Source organism: Bradyrhizobium sp. ma5 (assembly GCF_042258955.1).
Lineage (GTDB): Bacteria > Pseudomonadota > Alphaproteobacteria > Rhizobiales > Xanthobacteraceae > Bradyrhizobium.
Genome location: NZ_CP170156.1, coordinates 1,691,709 through 1,707,452, shown reverse-complemented (window position 1 = coordinate 1,707,452; position 15,744 = coordinate 1,691,709). Strand labels below are relative to the sequence as shown.

The following is a 15,744-nucleotide window of genomic DNA, read 5'->3' as shown; positions in this document are numbered from 1 at the left end:
AAGCTCAACTCCCTCGACTATGACGCATAGCCGGGCAGACCGGCAGACTGCCGCGGGGTGGCGCGCAGGCGGGCCACGATGTCGGACAGTGCGTACACGACCTCATCGACCTCCGCGACGGAGGTTTCACGCGACAGAGAAAAGCGCACGGCGCCGCGCAAGCTCCACGGCGGCACCTGCATGGCGCGCAGAACATGCGATGGCTCCATTGAGCCGGAGCTGCAGGCTGATCCGAGCGACACGGCAATGCCCGCGCGATCAAGATGATGGACGATTGCTTCGCCATCGAGATGGTCGAAGGCAATATTGGCCGTGTTCGCCAGCCGGTTGCTGACATCGCCAAGCACAACACACTCGCTATTGTGCAAGATCCCCTGCTCCAGGCGGTCGCGCAACGCACCAATGCGAACGCGCTCCGGCTCGAGCCGCTCCACCGCAAGCTCCGCAGCCTTTCCAAGACCGACGATGCCGGGAATATTCTCAGTTCCGCCGCGGCGCCGTCGTTCCTGCGCTCCGCCCCAGATCAGCGGCCGGAACTTTGTCCCTTTGCGCACATAGAGCGCGCCGATCCCCTTGGGTCCATGCAGTTTGTGCGCGGACAGCGACAGCATATCGATCGCACTGTCCTTTAGGTCGACGCGCACCTTGCCCATGGCCTGGACCGCATCCGTGTGAAACAGCGCACCCGCCTCACGGGTCAAGCCGGCCAGAAACTCCACAGGAAAAATAGTGCCGGTCTCGTTGTTGGCCCACATAATGGAGGCAATCGCCGTGCGCGGCCCGAGCGCACAGCGAAACGCCTCGATGTCAAGCCGGCCGCGGGAATCTACCGGTACGATATGCGTCTTGACGCCTCTCGTCGCCAGTTGCTCGACCAGCGCAAGGACAGCCGAATGCTCAACCGAAGTGGTAACGATCTCGTCGCGACCATCCTGGGTCGCAAACGCAGAGAGGATGGCGGCATTAATAGCCTCGGTCCCACCGGAGGTGAAAACGACTTCATGATCGTAGGCAATCCCCAGCAGACCCTGCAAGCTACGCCGCGCCTGCTTCAGCGCGGCTGCGGCCTCGCCGCCAAAGGCATGGGCGGAGGAGGCGTTGCCAAATTGCTCGGTGAAGAACGGCAACATGGCTTGCACGACGGATGGATCGGTCCGCGTTGTCGCATTGTTGTCGAGGTAAATCGGCACTCGAACCCCGCTCAATCCCGCGCCTTGCCTGCCGCAGCAACCGGGATCAGGCGGACGAATTCGCCGAACCTGTTGACCGGCCGCGCTTGAATGCCTTGCAGCGTCTCCCGCAAACGCTGACAGAACGCGCAGGCACCGATCAGGCTGACGATGCAGCCATCGACCCCGATCAGCTGACAGTCGCCACCGTCGCGTTGCCGATTGGGGCGCACCCCCTCGATCACGGCGCGAATGCGTAGCTCTCGGCCGGGCGCGGTGGCCGGCAATTGCCTCAGTTGTTCTGGTTTGGCCAGCATGCTTTGATTTCTCCTCTTTATCAGCTGAATGATTTGCCGCAGAAGCAGCTCGAGGTGGCGTTTGGATTGTGAAAGGTGAAACCTGGGCTTTCCAGCGCCATCACGAAATCGATGGTTGTGCCGACCAGATGCTCACGGCTCTTGTCATCGACAAACACCTTCACACCGCCGCACTCGATCACTGTGTCGTAAGGCTTCGCTTCCTCGGCCAGACCCAGACTGTATTTGAACCCGTTGCAGCCGCCTGCCTCGACCATAATGCGCAAGCCGCTTGCCGGCTGCGTCGACGATGATATTGCGCTCTTGATCGCATTCACTGCGCTATCCGTCAGGTCAATCATGGCTTATCCCTCATCCGCTCTAGGTCTGTCTGCCAATGGGCAAGTCATGTGCCAGCGAGCAGGCGCTTGATGATGCTTACCTTTTCGATTCGCGCCTGTTGACTTTGGAACTCGTGTCGGGCTTCTGACAAGGCCGCTTGAGGCGATCGCAGCCCACTTTCGCCTGTTCTTTCTGAGCTACGCCCAAAGCCGCTGCGCATGCGACGGCAAGCAATTTGCATTGCATCCCGCACCGGCCATGGCGTCGGTGAGGAGCTTAGATCGATGACGAATTTGATGACTGCAATCGAGAACACCGCACTCGGCAGACTTGAGAAGGAGGGCCGCCTGCTCAATGCCGTAATCAAAGGCGGGACCACCAAGCCGGGCCGGTTCGGCTTTCGCGGCGATGTCGCACTGAAATTCCAGACCCAGGTCGCGGACGAGAAACGACCGCCGGACTATTCGATCGAGCAGGTTTTGACGATCGCGCAGGACGGAGAACCCACTATTCCGGTGCTGGCCGGCTATCTGCATTCCTTCGCCTATCTGGCTGACGTCGCGGCTGTCCTTGACGGTATCTTGAGCCCGAATGGCAGCTACTTCATGTTCTGCAACAACATAGATCTGCTGGCGAAATACCGAACCAAGCTCGGTGATGTGACTTTCCGCATCTTACCGTGCGATGAATCCACCGTTTGGAAGGAGATGATGGACCTTGTCGGGGTCAGCAAGGACGATATCAAAAAGCTCGATGCGGGCGGGAAGCTCGATTACCTGCTCGATGCGGCAAAGGATCTCAATCTGTCCTATGACGAGATCTCGTACGAAGACGGGCTGAAGAGGATGGAACCCGTGAAAAATCGCAACGAAAACCGGCCGGTCTGAGCGCAGGCTTCATTCGTTTGGAGACGCATCGTCTTCGACAAGACGCACGCCGACAACACAGATATCTCCATCCTGAACTGTCAACGTGATCGGCGTGAGCGCTCGACCCTTACATGGACCTTCGACGCACCGCCCCGTTCCGAGTTCGAAGGTCGATCCGTGCTTGCCGCACATCAGCCGGACACCGTATGGATCCAGGAATTCGTTCCGTTCCCAGTCCAGATTGACGCTGTTGTGCGGGCATTTATTGACATAGCCAAGCACCTTCTTACCCCATCGCAGTACAACGATGGACCACGGCCGGTGGTTGCCTTCGTCATCGACGACCACAAGATGGAATCCCGTGGCCCGGCGGCTTGGAATGTCGTTAAAGCCACAAATCGCATAGATTACATCTGGCAGCATTCATTGCTCGTTCATTGCAAGACGTTCTTCATTGTCGCTGTGGGATCAACCATGCAAGACCGTGGGAGCGCAAGACCGGCTCGGCTTTTCTAGCAATCCAACGCGCAAGCTTCGCAGTGCAGCGCAAATCATTGGCGCAGGTGCATGATTGGGACCAATCCGCACGAGCATTGAGCCTTGCCGCCCTTCGCCTGCCGCCTGCGCAGCTGCAGCCCTCGCGCACCAACTTTTCAGACCACCTGCTGGACAACTAAGCGCAGTGGTTGCTTACAGAACAACAAGGCCCTTTCCGCATGCGCCGAATAGGCCAGCTCGCGCCGCGGATTGTCGTGATCGTCACTTTGGCACATGATTGACGCGAGCGTACATCGCCTCTCTGTGCCATGTTCATGTCATGACGCACCGTTGCGATTGGACGGTTGCGGCTGGATTTCGAACTCAACCTTCGCTGGAGGAATTCGAGCTGCACGGCCCCGCAAGCGTGAGAACGTCACCATTCTCGAGATCAACGATAGGCAGGCGGAAGGGGGCGCACGCTGCGAGCGCGCGCCCCCTTAAGGCTAGGACCTTCGCGCCGGCGCTTGCAACCGCGAAACGCCAGTCGTTTCCTGCCCGCTGTCGCAATTGCGGTTGCTTTACTCCATATGCAGTCCTCTAAGGGCGCGCTCCAAGTGGAACGACGGATCATCGTCAGAAGAATCCGATCCGAGACTTGCTTCAGTAGCGGTATCAGTATCGGTATCACCATCCTCGACTTTGGAAAGGTACTTTGTAGGCTTGTCTGCTCGTTGCCACTCGTTGTTCTCGTTCTTCGTCCACACTTCGGGATTCCGGTTGGGATCAAGCACCCAGTGATCACGACCAACGTGAACAAAACCCATTTCCGCCAGACGGGGTTCCACGCCGGGTAAGGCAGGACGTGACAAGACCAACGGATGATCGCCGTCCATTCGAAGTTGATGTTCCAGCAGAATATCGCCCGCGTTCTCGACCAGCGGATGAGTAACCCGGAGGTCTACCACCGACGTGATATCGTTGCGCCCAAACTGTTGCCGAAAATGCTCTCCTTTAATCCGAGCCGGACCTCCTGCTCTTAGAAGCCCGACAGTTTCGTCACCCAACTGATAGCTGAAAAATCGGGCCGGCTTATTTGGATCATCGTAGGTGTTGGCGTAACCTCCAGCGACCAATGCTGCGCGCTCAGCTTTCCCGGACACGAAATCCGAGTACTCCTCTGGGTGACTGGCGATGTGCCTGATGTCACTGCGCAAAAATCTCCGCACTCCTTCCATGAAGGAAGATCGATCGATCTCTATAATGGGCGGATCGGATGCGAGAGAATATGGCGCCGGCGACGCCCCACTTGACGCGATGCCCGCAACTGTTTCTGAAAAGCGGGGACTATCTCCGGCCTCTCCCGATTCATCGGCTTGGCCGGCACTTGTCGACTGGCTGGATGAGCCAACGATTCTGCCATACATCAGATCGCTCTCCTAACGGCAGAATTGCACGCTGTCGAGCTCGTGCCGCGCAAGCTCTGCCACCGAGGATATGCAGCCTAGCTGACCATAACCTGACGCACAGACGCAAAGCATCTATCCGCACTCCCACGTGATAACCAGGCTATCCCCGCACCTCACATCCATGCGCTGTTCATTGAGCTGCAATCTGTAGGCCGATAGTGCGTGATATTGCCGACGGTCGATCCATCAAGGAACCGGCCGCTGAACGGCTCAGGCTCCGTACCACGGCCTCTCATCAGACCGCTCCCGCTATTGAGACACGCCGCAGGTCCGAACAGACACATTACTCTACGCACCCGTATATCGAGCACCGGCGGCGCGTGCACGACGACCTCGCTCCTCCCCTTGATCTCGCCGTAGAGGCGCTCGATCGGATTGGTAACCGGTATGAGATGTCTCGGCGCCAACGTTCCGCAGCGGTGTTCTACCTCGTGGGTACGGTGCGACCCTCGGGACAGAGGCACCGGGAGCACGAAGTGCGGGCAGGCCGATGCACACGATGAGCCGAGAGTTCGAGTTAGTAGCTGGCCGCCTCTGCGACTCGCCCGGTCGCGCCGAGAGCGCGACTCCGCAGTTGTCGTGTCGCCCGCGGCTCCCGTCATGTGTCATAGGACGTGCGAATGCGACGTGTGATTGGCATCGACGTCCAGCGAACCTTCGGGGAGGTGGTGTTTTGGGAAGACGGCAGGCTTCGACATGCGGGCCGCATTGATATGACACGGACTGCGCTGGAGGGATTTGGCAAGAGCCTGCTGGCCAGTGATGAGGTGGTGGTCGAAGCGACCGCCAACAGCATGGCGGTGTCGCGGGTTCTGGCGCCGTTCGTGGCGCGGGTGATTATCGCCAATCCGCTGCAGGTGAAGGCGATCGCCCAGGCTCACGTCAAGACCGACAAGATCGATGCCGGCACGCTCGCCAGTCTGCAGGCGGCCGGGTATCTGCCGCAGATCTGGACGCCGGACGCGGAGACCGAACGGCAGCGCAGGCTGGTGGCGCGGCGCTACCAGGTCGTGCGGCATCGCACGCGGCTCAAGAACGAGGTGCATTCGATCCTGCACGCGCACCTGATCCCGAAGTGCCCGCATGCCGATCTTTTCAACGCCGCGGCCGGGCGTGGTTGGCCGCTCAACAGTTGCCCGACGATGAACGCGCAGCGATCGATCGGCACGTCCGTGAGCTTGACCGGTTGGCGGAAGACCTGGCCCTGCTCGACCGCGAGATCGCGCAGGACGCAATGGACGATCCCGCGGTCAATAGATTGATGACAATCACCGGCGTCAATCTGGCGGTCGCCGCCGGGATCGTGGCGGCGATCGGCGACATCAGCCGATTCAACAGCCCGCAGAAGCTGGTGAGCTATTTCGGGCTGAACCCGCTGGTGCGGCAGTTCCTGCAGCGGATTGAGATGGACGGATGGACGATGAGTCCATCGGACTCCAGCGCATCCACCGCCCGGCGCGCCAGGTCCAGGCCGTCGGCCTCGCGAAGTTGTGCGGCGCCGAAATCGGCCAGCAAGGGAATGTCTGGAGCCAGGCGGCGCAGCGCGCGCGTCAGCCCCTGGGAATTGCGGGATTGCAGACTCACGCGCTGCGAACCGACGCAAATGGCGACCCCCAAGGCTTGCGCTGCCCCGCTCAGATGCCGGTTGATGGCCTCGGCGCGTGGCATGCCGCCGGTCATGGAGCTGATCGGCAGCGGCGCGCGCATGGTCTTGCCCAGCAGCGAGGCGCGCAGGTCGATCTGCGTCAGGTCCAACTCGGGCAATGCGCAGTGATCGAACCGGATGTACTCCCAGCCGGCGGCGACCGTACCTGCGCCGTTCGCCGATCCAGCACGAGGTCCAGATGGTCGTCCCTTGCGCCGGCTCAGGGCGGTGTCGCTCATGCTCGCTCCATCGGTCGCATCGGGCGACGGCGTTGCGTCGGATCGGACCGGCGGCAGCGCGCGCACGCCGCCGCCTCCCGCGCGTTCAGGCCGGCGCGCGCTAGCCTCCCCCCGCAGCGTCGCTGCGGTAGCGGCAGGTCGAGGTCTGATAGTACTGCGCGCGGATGGCCGCCATGGCCTCGATCAACGGTCCCCACGGTGAGGGAAAGCGTTCTTCCGCCATCACCCGGTGCAGCATACGCGTATGGCCTGCCAGCTCGTCGTTGAGGAACTCCACCACAGGCATAGCCGGATAGCGCCGCAGCAGCAGGATCGCCGCGTTGTCGGCCTCGCCGGCCGACCTGTCCGTGTCGTGTCCATGCAGATCGTTCTGCAGGCGCCCTATCGTAGAGATGAGCCGCAGGACCTGGCGAAACGCCGGACGCGCGCGCAAGGTCGCCATGTCCAGCCCCCACAGCAACGACAGGCAACAGAACACGTTCGCGTAGGCGATCGAATCGATGCCGTTGTGCAGGTACTCGGCATAGGACCAGCGTTCCGCCCCTGTCGCCTGCGCGTGTCCGGCGCGCAGCGCCGCGCAGTAGAACCGGGTATCGTCGAGAAGCTGAGCATAGTCGCGACGATCGTAGGCGAGCGCGGCCAGCGAAGCGCGCAGCACAGCGCAGCCCTCGAATCCGGGGAGCGCGCACGGCACGCCCCGCCCCAGCGCCTGCTCCACCGCCGCGAGCTGCTCCGGCGCGATCAGGCCAAGGTCGTTGCAATCGTCGAGCCAGAACAGCAGCGCCAGTTCGCGATAGAACGCCACGATCAGCGTTTCGTCCTGCGGATTGCGGCCGGTGCGGGCGCTGGTGTCGCGCAGGCTCGGGTGGATGCGCTGCAGGATGTACTGGCCGCCCCTGACCGCTTCCACGGCATGCTCGTCGGCGAACCCGGTCAGGGAACGCCCCCACTCCAGCACCTGCTGCAGCGCGCGTTCGGTCTGGATCATGGCGCCGCGCCTGCTCCCTTGGCTAGGACGGGCCGCCCCCAACGAAGTGCCAGCCACAACCCGGCGAGTTCGGCCACGCGCACGACCCGGGTGGGGCAATACAGTTCCTTGCCGATCCACAGCGGCGTCTGCGGCAATGCATGCGCCGCATGGCGGGCGAGCATCCACTCCAGCGCACGCGCCACCGCCTGCGCGATGCGCCGGCGCCCTGTCGGCTCTTCGCTCCCGTCCATCACGTGCAACGCGAACAGCGCATAGGCGGTTTCCTCGAATGTGGACGCGCGACCGGCGCCCCAGCCGCCGTCGTCACGCTGCGCCTGCAGCAGCGCCGCCAGCGCGCGCTCGTCGCGCCACTGGGGCTTGCCTTGCGCCAGCGCAGCGACCGCATGCGCGGTGGGATACAGCCACGAAACGTGCCATTTTTCGTTGTCCCATAGACCGTGCGGGTTGCGATTTGCCTCGACGTAGGCGCTAGTGCCGGCAGCGGGCTTTCCCAACAGTCGCAACGCATGCAGGGCATGGATGTTTGTCGACACCGAGGTATTGCGTTCGCCGGGGAAGGTGACGAACAGCTCGCCGATTTCGAAATGGCGCAACGCATCGACCGCCGGGTCGCGGCCTGCAAGGCGCAGGACGCACAACGCAACGGCGGTGTCGTCCGCATCGGCCGCGAAGAGCAAGGCCGGGCCCAGACCGCGCACGCCCAGGCGGGCGTCGAGCTGCGCGACGATCGCGCGTACCGCCTCGGCGAGCGCGGGATGCGCGAACAGCCCGGCCAGATGCAGGGTGTATAGCGACCAGCATGGCTCGAACACATTGATCGGCCAAACGTTGGGAACGACACCTTCGATGCCGCTGTGCGTCGCCAGCGATGCCGCCTGCAGATACGCGTCGGCCCGCCGGACCTGCGGCGTGCTCCCCTGTGTCACGGCGTGCGCACGCCACGCGGCGGTGGCCGCCGGACTGATGCCGATGCTGCCGTTGTCATCCTGGCATGCGGTGGTCGGCGACGTCCCCCAGGCTTCCCAGGAGTGCAGCAACGGATGGCCGCACGGCAACGTCGCCACCGCCCCCAGCTTGACCAGGCACGCTTGCCGCAACGGCAACAGCGCCGGGTGGCGCGGAAACGCCACGCCGCCCAGCAAGGATGCGGCCTCGCCGCAAAACTGCGGCAGGATCAGCTCCGCGCCGATCGGCGCGTCTTCCGGCACCGCATGCACGTACGGATCGGGCTGGTGCTCGAGGAACCGGGTTGCGGCCTGGACTGCGTCGGCGGCGCCGGGAAGAGGATCGGCACGCTGCAATGCCAGCAACGCCGCCCACGTGGGCGCATGGCGGAACAACGGGAAGTCCGCGCTTCCCCATCCGCCATCGGCCTGTTGCTGCGCGATGAGCCACGCGTATGCGTCCTGCCGACCGGTGACGTTGCCATGGAATTGCAGAGTTCGCGCCGTGTCGTAGACGGACGGACCGACGCTGCCGCCATCGCTCATCTCGCTCAGCAGGTGGCGCAATTCGGAAAGGATCTGTTCGGACAGCGCGTTCACGCGGGATGTTCTTTCTGCAGACGGTTGAGGAGAACTAGGATCTGGCAGACGTCGCAGGCCCGTCGCGGCCCGACGCATGGGCAGCGCCGGACGGCCGCCCTGCTCCGGCGCGGCGACACGCCCCGATGCTGGCGCCGGTCCGCCGCAGAGGCTTGCGCGCAGCGCGCCGCGTGCGCCGCGGCCGTGCTGGGCATCCACTGCGATCGGCGCCGCGGACTCGGACACAGTGCAGCATGCACCGCTGCCGCCGGCCGATCGCAGCGGCACAGGGGCGACTCCACGCGGACGGGCGCGCTCATGCGCATGGCGCGTGCTTGAACAGATACGCGTTGGCCCGCTGCAGGATCTGCGCCAACCGTTCCGCACGCGGCCCCAGTGGGGCGATGGCCTCCCCGGCGTCGCGCAACAGATCGGGCACGAACTGGCGCGCTGCCTGCAGCCCCATGATCGACGCGCAGGTCGGCTTTTGCGCCGCCGCATCTTTGCCGGGGGTCTTGCCCAGCGTCGCGGTATCCGCTGTCGCGTCGAGAATGTCGTCGACCACCTGTAACGCCAGGCCGAAACAGGCGCTGTAGCGATCGAGCGCACAGTACAGCCCAGCGTGCGTGGCATCCTCCGCGATCGCGCATAGCGCGCCCATGCGAACGGATGCGCGCACTAGCGCTCCGCTCTTCATCCGGTGCATTGCCACGATCCTGTCCAGCTCGACGTGCTTTCCAACCAGCGACAGATCCATGGCCTGCCCGCCTGCGGCCCCCTCGGCTGACACCGCCTGCGCCAGTTCGCGGACGAGCGCGATACGGTTGTCGCCCGGCGCATCCAGGCTCGCCAGGGTCAGGAAGGCGTGCGCCTGCAGCGCATCGCCGACCAGGATCGCAGTGGCTTCGCCGAACTTGACGTGCACGGTCGGAAGACCGCGACGAAGCACGTCGTTGTCCATCGCGGGCAGGTCGTCGTGGACTAGGGTACAGGCGTGCATCATCTCGATGGCGGCGCCGACGTCGTCGAGCATGTGCGCCGGCGTGTCAGCCAGTGCGCCGGCAGCCAGACAGAGCAAGGCGCGGGTGCGCTTCCCGCCATGCAAGGTGGCGTAGCGCATCGCCGCCATCAGCTCGGTCTCACCGTCGTCTTCGGCGCAGAGAAGACGCGCCAGCGCCTGTTCGACCCGCTTTGCGCCGTCCTGCATCCAGATCTCCGGCAGCAGCCTGCCGGCTGCGCCGCGCGCCTGCGCGCCCAATCCGCCGAGCGCGGAAACGCCAGTTCGGTCGTCGTGTAGCGTGGAACCGGTCTGCATGTTGTTCATGTCCTTGTACCTGACAGGAGACGGCCACGGCGAGCGGCGAGCCGCCACGGTGTTGCCGGCGTCGCACCGAGCGCGCGCGCCGAGTGCAGCAATGCCGCGAGTCGCCGGCGCCGCTGCCTCGCCACACGGGGCATGCGATGCCAGCTCATGAGAATCCGATGCGGATTGTCATGGACGGATGTGCGGTCGGGTAATAGCGCCGGCCTTTTTCGACGCCGCTCAGCAACCGCGGCCGCACCCCGGCCTTGTGCATGGTCAGCGCCAAGGCGATGCAGAACTGCACCAGTTCCAGCCATACCAAGTGGTAGCCGATGCAGACGTGTGGGCCGGTACCGAACTGCAGCATGTCCACCGGACGGATCGGCTCCGTGCGTTGCAGCCACCGCGCCAGGCGGAACTGATCAGGCGCCTCGTGCAGCAGCGCCGAGGTCGAGAAATGCACCAGCGGGATGCACAGATGGGTGCCCGCGGGAATGCGCCGTTGGCCGAGTTGCAATTCCTGCAGCGCGCGACGCGGCAGGAGCGTGGTCGCCGGATGCACGCGCAGCGTCTCGCGGAACAGCGCCTCGGCGACCGGACACTGCGCCAGGTCCGCGTGCCGGGTCGGCACCGCGCCCACGCGTTGCGCCTCCTCGACCAGGGCGTCCCACAGCACAGGCTGCCGCGCCAGCTCGATCACCATCCAGGCCATCGTCGAGGCGGTGGTGTCGTGACCACCAAGCAGCAGCAAGCGGATATTGGCGACCAGGACGTCATCGGAGAGCGCATCGTCGCTGCGATCGAAGGCGCTCACCATGTCGTTGATCAACCCGGTGCGCGCGGCATGCGCGCGCGCGTCGTGGACGAACTGGCGCAACTGCGCGTCGATCCAGTTGCGGGCGGCGCGGCCGCGCCGCAACGGCAGTCCGGGCAGGTCGACCCGGGGCGCGACGATCAACTGCAGCAGTTGCCGGTACCTGCGATGCCATCCCGGCAGGTCCTGCGCGGGGATTCCCATGAGGCTGAAGATGAGCTTGAGCGTCAGGTCGCCGGTTTCGCGCAGGATGGTTACGTCGCCGCGGTCGCGCCACGCCTGCACCCGCGCCCAGATGACGGGCGCGAACTGATCGCCGATGCCGGCCTCGGTCAGCCCCTTGGGCAGGAACGCCGCCTTGATCGCATCGCGCGCCTGCCGGTGCGCGCCGCCGTCCTGGGCGACCAACGTTCCGCCAAGCAATTCGGGCGCCATCTCTTCGATCAGCGCCGAGGACACGTCCTTGTGCCGGAGCAATGCGAACGCATCCGGATCCATCCAGGTCATCTGGTGTCCGGCAGGGCCGAAATTCAGCCAGAAGTAGCTGCCCAGCGTCCGTTCCGCGCGCTGCAGCAGGCGCGGCAGGTCGCAGACGATGGCGGGAAGATGCCCGATCAGGGGGAAAGCGCCGGGCACGACCGGGATGTCGTTCCGCAGCCGGTGCCGACGGTCCAGCGGGTTGAGCAGCATATCCATCAGCCGCGCGGCGCCGCGGCCGCTTCGGCGGTGTCGCCGGCAGGCCGCGCGGCGCGGCTGTTGCCACCGTCGGCGTATGTCGGCACATGCGCCAGCATGCCGCCGTCGATGCACAGGACCTGGCCGGTGATGAACGCAGCATCGTCGGAGAGCAGGAACGCCACCAGCGCGGCCACGTCCTCGGGGCGGCCGACGCGCGGCAGGAGCTGGTGCCGGCGCAGATGCCGTTGCATGCCCTCGTCCAGCTTGGCGAGGAGACGCTCGGTCATGATGAGACCCGGCGCAACCGCGTTGCAGCGGATCTGCGCATGACCGTACTGGGTGGCGAGCGAGGCCGACAGCATGTTCATCGCCGCCTTCGACGCGGCGTAGGACGTGTGCGCGGTGTCAGCGCTAAGCCCTTGGCACGAGGACATGTTGACGATCGCGCCACCGCCGCGGGCGATCATCCGTGGGATGGCCTGCCGGCAGCAGAGCAGCGTGCCGCGCAGATTGGTCGCCATGGTCTGATCCCAGACCGCCAGGTCCAGGTCGAGGATCGCGCGGTCGAGCGGGGTCAGATGCATGGCGCTCGCGTTGTTCACCAGCAGGTCGACCCCACCGAAGTGCCGCTCCGCCGTCTCGAACAGCGCTGCCACCGCCTGCGCATCGGCGATGTCCGTGGCCAGGGCCAGGGCGTGGCCCGCTTCGGCCGCGATCTGCGCGGTGCAGGCGATGGCCGCCGAGCCATCAATGTCGACCACCACCACTCTGCCGCCCTCGCGCGCGATGGCGAGGGCGCATGCCTTGCCGATGCCGGCGCCGGCGCCGGTCACCACGGCCACCTTGCCTTCAAACCGTCCCATCGTGTCCTCCTGGATTGCGTTGGTCTTTCGCGGCATGCCGCTCGGCCTCCGCCGGAGAGGGCGCAGGGTCGGCGCTGGCGCGCTCGTCATCGCCAGCGTCGCTTTCGATGACCCGAATGGCGGCGACCGGGCACTGGCTGGCCGCGAGCCGCACGGCGGCGTGCAGCGCCTGCGGCACCGTCGCCACGCACACTTCGGCCACGCCGTCCGGTTCGCGCTGGCGAAAGGTGCCCGGCAGCGTCAGCACGCACTGCCCGGTGGTTCCGCACAGATCCTGGTCGACCACGACGCGCATCTCAGCCCCCCTGCGCATGCAGCCGCACCGGCAGCGCGCGGAACGTCCTAAGGAACGCGGAAGGCTCCCGGGTCGGCTGCTCGGCCAATGCCAGCGTGGGGAAGCGCGCCTGGACCCGCGGCAGGCTCTCGGCCAACTGCACCCGGGCCAGTTGCGCGCCGAGGCAGAAGTGGATGCCGTGGCCGAAGCTCAGCATGATCTTCCCGTCGGTCGACATGCCAGGACTGGTGCCGTAGAACCGCGCGGGATCGAAGCGGTCGGGATCGGCGAAGGCGTCCGGGTCGCGATTGCCGGCCGCGACCAGCACGCGCACGTCCGCGTTCTTCGGGATCACTGCGCCGCCCAGTTCGATGTCGCGCTGGGCGATACGCGGAATGGAGCTGAACATAACGGGCGCGTCGCAGCGCAGGACTTCTTCGACGAATGCCTTCACCCCCACGGCATCTCTCTGCAGCCAGTGCCGCTGTTCGGGATACGCCAGCATCGCCAGGACCGCATGGTCGATGGCCGCAGCAGTGGTGGCGAAGCCGCCCAGCAGCATGCCCCACATCATGCCGATCAACTCCGCATCCGACAGCGTGTCGGCATCATCGTCGTGTGCGCCGACCAGCATCGACACGATGTCGTGGCGGGGATCGGTGCGCTTGCGCGGTATGAGGTCGCCGAAGTAGGCCAGCACCCTGGCGCTGGCCGCATCCGCCGCGGCGAGCTGAGGATCGCTGGCGTGCGGGCGCAGGCCTTCCAGAATGGCGCCGATGCCGGCGGCGAGCCCGAACATGTCGTCCGGGGGCATGCCGAACAGTTCGGCGAAGACCAACACGGGCAAGGCCAGCGCGAATTCCCGATGCAGGTCCACCGCCTCCCCGTGCTCCAGCGCGGGCGCCATGCCGTCCAGGCGCGCTGCGACGATGCGCGCGATGCTCGGCCGCAGGTAGTCGATCCGGTGCATGGTGAAATCGCGCGAGATCAGCCGGCGCAGACGCGTATGCGTCGGTGGATCCTTCATCGCTAGCGTGGATGCCAGCAGATTGAGCGACAGGCTGGTCGCCGCACGCGGGAAATAGCGCGCCAGTTCGCCCGGCGCCGGTCCCCGAAGCGCATCGCCCGTGGCCTTGAGCGCCCAGTTGATGTCGGCGTGGCGGCTCAACAGAAAGAGGCCCGATGCCGCGCGATGCACCGGATCGTGCTCGCGCAACCACCGCATGAACGGATACGGGTCGTGGATGCACGCTGGCGACGCCAGTTCGGCGAAGGCGTCCCGGCATGCTGCCGTGGTTTCCTGCATGTCCATCTTGGTTACCTGTTGGCGGGCTGATCTGACCGGCGCGCGCCAGGCGCATCGGCAAATTGCAAATTGCGGAGAAGATCGCGATCCCGGCGACGTCCGCGCATCACCAGTGCACCGGGAACTCCTCGAACCCGCCAGTGATGATCTCCTTGCGCAACTTCAGTTCTTCGGGCGCCACGGCCAGGCGCAGCGCGGGAAAGCGCTGGAAGATCAAACCGAACACCACCTTGAGTTCGAGCCTGGCCAGCGCCACGCCGGTGCAATGGTGCGGCCCGTAGGAGAACGCCAGGTGCGGCTTTCCATCGCGTCCTATGTCGAAGATTTCCGGGTCGTCGAAATGGCGCGGATCGAACGAGGTCGCCGGCAGGCCGACCAGCACCTTGCTCTCCGCGGGAATATGCACGCCCGCGATGGTCACGTCGGTCCTTGGATAGCGCATGATGCCGTCCCAGCCCGCGCCCGGCGGGTACATGCGCAGAATTTCCTCCACCGCCCTGTCCACCAGGGATGGATCGGCGACCAGGCGTTCGCGCTGTTGCGGATGGCGGAGCATGGCCAGCAGGCCGAATTCGATCTGCGCGACGGTGCTCTCGTGCCCCGCCACCAGCATGCCCGCCGCCAGGCCGATCGCCTCTTCCTCGGTCGCCTTGCCCTGGTCGACCGCCGCGAGCAGATCCGTCAGCAGGTTGTCGCCCGGATTCTGGCGCTTGTCCCGCATCTTGCCGCGAATGTAGGTGAGCAGTTCTTCCCAAGCCAGGCGCGACGCGCTGCGCGGGCCGCTTTCATGCTGGTGCGTCATCACCTCGTCGGACAGCCCGGCGAAAAAAGCGTGGTCCTCGTAGGGCACGCCCATCAGCGCGCTGATGACCATGGCCGGAAGCGGAAAGGAGAGGTGGCGCCGCAGGTCGGCGGGCTGGGGCTGGGCCGCCAGCGTCTCGAACAACTGCGCGGCGATCGCCTCGACCTGCGACGCGAGCAGCTTCACCCTGTGGTCGCTGAAGGCCGGCGCCACGATCGTGCGTAACCGGGCATGCTCGCTCCCCTCGTGCGAGACCAGCCACCCCGGCGAACCGAGAATCACCGAATCCGGGGTGAATGCCGCCGGCGGCATTCCCGCGGGCCGGAACGCCGCGTCGGACAGCACCGCCTTGGCCTCGTCGTAGCCTGTCACCCACCAGCCTTCGTGCCCGGACGGGAAGCGCACGCGGTGGATCGGGCCGTTGGCGCGTAGCGCCAACATCTCGGGCGAGGGCTCGATGTGATCGACGCGCCACATCGGCAGCGTCGGCAAGGGTTGGACGGACATGGTGGCACTTCACTCTCTAAAGCGATGGAAGGGCGGAAGGTGACCGGCAGGCGCTACGGGCAGCGAATGACGAAAGACGACGTGTAGACGACGTCCTCCGCGGCGATGGTCAGCGCCAGATCCTCCAGCCGCACGAACAGCGCGGGGGCGCCAGCGCAGCGCCCAGGCAGAAATGCG

15 protein-coding genes and 2 pseudogenes are annotated in these 15,744 nt (G+C 65.2%); 3 read left to right on the top strand and 14 right to left on the bottom strand.

All coding sequences use genetic code 11. The annotated features are described in order from the left end of the window. Positions 1-17 precede the first annotated feature (17 nt). Genes nifS through ACE103_RS07980 form a run of 3 tightly spaced genes read right to left on the bottom strand, consistent with a single transcriptional unit; the run spans position 18 to position 1,827 of the window. Positions 18-1,205 (bottom strand): cysteine desulfurase NifS, encoded by a 1,188-nt coding sequence (nifS, locus tag ACE103_RS07990; protein ID WP_375778984.1) that lies wholly within the window; start codon positions 1,203-1,205, stop codon positions 18-20. Beyond that, a complete protein-coding gene (locus ACE103_RS07985) occupies positions 1,202-1,486 on the bottom strand; it encodes a NifU family protein (protein ID WP_375778983.1) in 285 nt (94 codons plus the stop codon). Before ACE103_RS07985 ends, nifS begins: the two co-directional genes overlap by 4 nt. 20 nt (positions 1,487-1,506) lie before the next feature. Continuing rightward, positions 1,507-1,827 carry a HesB/IscA family protein gene (locus ACE103_RS07980; protein ID WP_375778982.1) on the bottom strand — a complete coding sequence of 107 codons (321 nt, stop codon included), beginning with the start codon at positions 1,825-1,827 and terminating at the stop codon, positions 1,507-1,509. 276 nt (positions 1,828-2,103) lie between these two features. Between ACE103_RS07980 and ACE103_RS07975 the strand changes: the two genes are divergently transcribed. Continuing rightward, on the top strand, positions 2,104-2,694 hold the full coding sequence (locus ACE103_RS07975; RefSeq protein WP_375781042.1) for a hypothetical protein: 591 nt from the start codon (positions 2,104-2,106) through the stop codon (positions 2,692-2,694). A 9-nt stretch (positions 2,695-2,703) separates the two neighbouring features. On the opposite strand, the gene ACE103_RS07970 is transcribed toward ACE103_RS07975, so the two are convergent. Continuing rightward, positions 2,704-3,099: a Rieske (2Fe-2S) protein gene (locus ACE103_RS07970; RefSeq protein WP_375778981.1), complete on the bottom strand. Its 396-nt coding sequence runs from the start codon at positions 3,097-3,099 to the stop codon at positions 2,704-2,706. A gap of 635 nt (positions 3,100-3,734) precedes the next feature. Further along, positions 3,735-4,580, bottom strand: coding sequence for a host specificity protein (locus tag ACE103_RS07965; RefSeq protein ID WP_375778980.1), 846 nt, complete (start codon positions 4,578-4,580; stop codon positions 3,735-3,737). A 662-nt stretch (positions 4,581-5,242) separates the two neighbouring features. Between ACE103_RS07965 and ACE103_RS07960 the strand changes: the two genes are divergently transcribed. Both ACE103_RS07960 and ACE103_RS07955 read left to right on the top strand, forming a co-directional pair. Continuing rightward, positions 5,243-5,884: a transposase gene (locus ACE103_RS07960; protein ID WP_375778979.1), complete on the top strand. Its 642-nt coding sequence runs from the start codon at positions 5,243-5,245 to the stop codon at positions 5,882-5,884. Next, positions 5,857-5,949: pseudogene (locus ACE103_RS07955) on the top strand (hypothetical protein); the annotation flags it as partial. The gene ACE103_RS07960 and the pseudogene ACE103_RS07955, both read left to right, overlap by 28 nt. Positions 5,950-6,035: 86 nt before the next feature. On the opposite strand, the pseudogene ACE103_RS07950 reads toward ACE103_RS07955, so the two are convergent. From ACE103_RS07950 to ACE103_RS07910, 9 genes and pseudogenes are all read right to left on the bottom strand, one after another. Then, a pseudogene (locus ACE103_RS07950) lies at positions 6,036-6,506 on the bottom strand (type 2 isopentenyl-diphosphate Delta-isomerase); the annotation flags it as partial. A 100-nt stretch (positions 6,507-6,606) separates the two neighbouring features. Further along, positions 6,607-7,494: a hypothetical protein gene (locus tag ACE103_RS07945; protein ID WP_375778978.1), complete on the bottom strand. Its 888-nt coding sequence runs from the start codon at positions 7,492-7,494 to the stop codon at positions 6,607-6,609. Then, the gene (locus ACE103_RS07940; protein ID WP_375778977.1) at positions 7,491-9,041 is read right to left on the bottom strand and encodes a hypothetical protein; all 1,551 of its coding nucleotides are present in this window, start codon (positions 9,039-9,041) and stop codon (positions 7,491-7,493) included. The genes ACE103_RS07945 and ACE103_RS07940 overlap by 4 nt, the downstream gene beginning before the upstream one ends. Positions 9,042-9,336: 295 nt before the next feature. After that, positions 9,337-10,335 (bottom strand): polyprenyl synthetase family protein, encoded by a 999-nt coding sequence (locus ACE103_RS07935; RefSeq protein WP_375781041.1) that lies wholly within the window; start codon positions 10,333-10,335, stop codon positions 9,337-9,339. 154 nt (positions 10,336-10,489) lie between these two features. Beyond that, positions 10,490-11,833: a cytochrome P450 gene (locus tag ACE103_RS07930; protein WP_375778976.1), complete on the bottom strand. Its 1,344-nt coding sequence runs from the start codon at positions 11,831-11,833 to the stop codon at positions 10,490-10,492. Beyond that, positions 11,833-12,678 (bottom strand): SDR family oxidoreductase, encoded by an 846-nt coding sequence (locus ACE103_RS07925; RefSeq protein ID WP_375778975.1) that lies wholly within the window; start codon positions 12,676-12,678, stop codon positions 11,833-11,835. Before ACE103_RS07925 ends, ACE103_RS07930 begins: the two co-directional genes overlap by 1 nt. Continuing rightward, a complete protein-coding gene (locus ACE103_RS07920) occupies positions 12,665-12,973 on the bottom strand; it encodes a ferredoxin (protein ID WP_247803975.1) in 309 nt (102 codons plus the stop codon). Before ACE103_RS07920 ends, ACE103_RS07925 begins: the two co-directional genes overlap by 14 nt. 1 nt (position 12,974) lies before the next feature. After that, on the bottom strand, positions 12,975-14,264 hold the full coding sequence (locus tag ACE103_RS07915) for a cytochrome P450 (protein ID WP_375778974.1): 1,290 nt from the start codon (positions 14,262-14,264) through the stop codon (positions 12,975-12,977). A gap of 100 nt (positions 14,265-14,364) precedes the next feature. After that, positions 14,365-15,567 carry a cytochrome P450 gene (locus tag ACE103_RS07910; RefSeq protein WP_375778973.1) on the bottom strand — a complete coding sequence of 401 codons (1,203 nt, stop codon included), beginning with the start codon at positions 15,565-15,567 and terminating at the stop codon, positions 14,365-14,367. Positions 15,568-15,744: the final 177 nt, after the last annotated feature.

What these genes read in the sequence shown, in the direction of transcription:
- ACE103_RS07925 (WP_375778975.1), bottom strand. Translation starts at nt 12,678, where the DNA reads ATGGGACGGTTTGAAGGCAAGGTGGCCGTGGTGACCGGCGCCGGCGCC.
- ACE103_RS07910 (WP_375778973.1), bottom strand. Translation starts at nt 15,567, where the DNA reads ATGTCCGTCCAACCCTTGCCGACGCTGCCGATGTGGCGCGTCGATCAC.
- ACE103_RS07935 (WP_375781041.1), bottom strand. Translation starts at nt 10,335, where the DNA reads ATGCAGACCGGTTCCACGCTACACGACGACCGAACTGGCGTTTCCGCG.
- ACE103_RS07985 (WP_375778983.1), bottom strand. Translation starts at nt 1,486, where the DNA reads ATGCTGGCCAAACCAGAACAACTGAGGCAATTGCCGGCCACCGCGCCC.
- ACE103_RS07920 (WP_247803975.1), bottom strand. Translation starts at nt 12,973, where the DNA reads ATGCGCGTCGTGGTCGACCAGGATCTGTGCGGAACCACCGGGCAGTGC.
- ACE103_RS07980 (WP_375778982.1), bottom strand. Translation starts at nt 1,827, where the DNA reads ATGATTGACCTGACGGATAGCGCAGTGAATGCGATCAAGAGCGCAATA.
- ACE103_RS07915 (WP_375778974.1), bottom strand. Translation starts at nt 14,264, where the DNA reads ATGGACATGCAGGAAACCACGGCAGCATGCCGGGACGCCTTCGCCGAA.
- ACE103_RS07930 (WP_375778976.1), bottom strand. Translation starts at nt 11,833, where the DNA reads ATGGATATGCTGCTCAACCCGCTGGACCGTCGGCACCGGCTGCGGAAC.
- ACE103_RS07960 (WP_375778979.1), top strand. Translation starts at nt 5,243, where the DNA reads ATGCGACGTGTGATTGGCATCGACGTCCAGCGAACCTTCGGGGAGGTG.
- ACE103_RS07965 (WP_375778980.1), bottom strand. Translation starts at nt 4,580, where the DNA reads ATGTATGGCAGAATCGTTGGCTCATCCAGCCAGTCGACAAGTGCCGGC.
- ACE103_RS07975 (WP_375781042.1), top strand. Translation starts at nt 2,104, where the DNA reads ATGACTGCAATCGAGAACACCGCACTCGGCAGACTTGAGAAGGAGGGC.
- ACE103_RS07970 (WP_375778981.1), bottom strand. Translation starts at nt 3,099, where the DNA reads ATGCTGCCAGATGTAATCTATGCGATTTGTGGCTTTAACGACATTCCA.
- ACE103_RS07945 (WP_375778978.1), bottom strand. Translation starts at nt 7,494, where the DNA reads ATGATCCAGACCGAACGCGCGCTGCAGCAGGTGCTGGAGTGGGGGCGT.